The following is a 603-nucleotide window of genomic DNA, read 5'->3' on the forward strand; positions in this document are numbered from 1 at the left end:
CTGGGGCCTATCAACGTGGTCATCTTCCACGACTCTTAGTATGGGATATCTCATCTTGAGGTGAGTTTCGCACTTAGATGCTTTCAGCGCTTATCTCATCCCAGCGTCGCTACCCGGCGCTGCAGCTGGCGCCACAACCGGTGCACGAGCGGCTAGTCCAACTCGGTCCTCTCGTACTAAAGTCAGGTCCTCTCAAATATCCTACGCCCACAACAGATAGGGACCGAACTGTCTCACGACGTTCTGAACCCAGCTCGCGTGCCACTTTAATCGGCGAACAGCCGAACCCTTGGGACCTTCTCCAGCCCCAGGACGTGACGAGCCGACATCGAGGTGCCAAACCTCCCCGTCGATATGAGCTCTTGGGGGAGATCAGCCTGTTATCCCCGGCGTACCTTTTATCCTTTGAGCGATGGCCCTTCCATGCGGAACCACCGGATCACTATATCCGTCTTTCGACCCTGCTCGGCTTGTAGGCCTCACAGTCAAGCCCGCTTCTGCTATTGCGCTCTGCGTACGGTTACCAAGCGTACTGAGCGGACCTTTGAAAGCCTCCGATACTCTTTTGGAGGCGACCACCCCAGTCAAACTACCCACCAGACA

1 rRNA gene is annotated in these 603 nt (G+C 56.2%); it reads right to left on the bottom strand.

Going from position 1 to position 603, the window contains the following annotated elements:
• Window positions 1-603, bottom strand: a 23S ribosomal RNA gene (locus ABD833_RS19030); the annotation flags it as partial.

It is taken from the genome of Hymenobacter fastidiosus, from assembly GCF_039539565.1.
Taxonomy (GTDB): Bacteria; Bacteroidota; Bacteroidia; order Cytophagales; family Hymenobacteraceae; genus Hymenobacter; species Hymenobacter fastidiosus.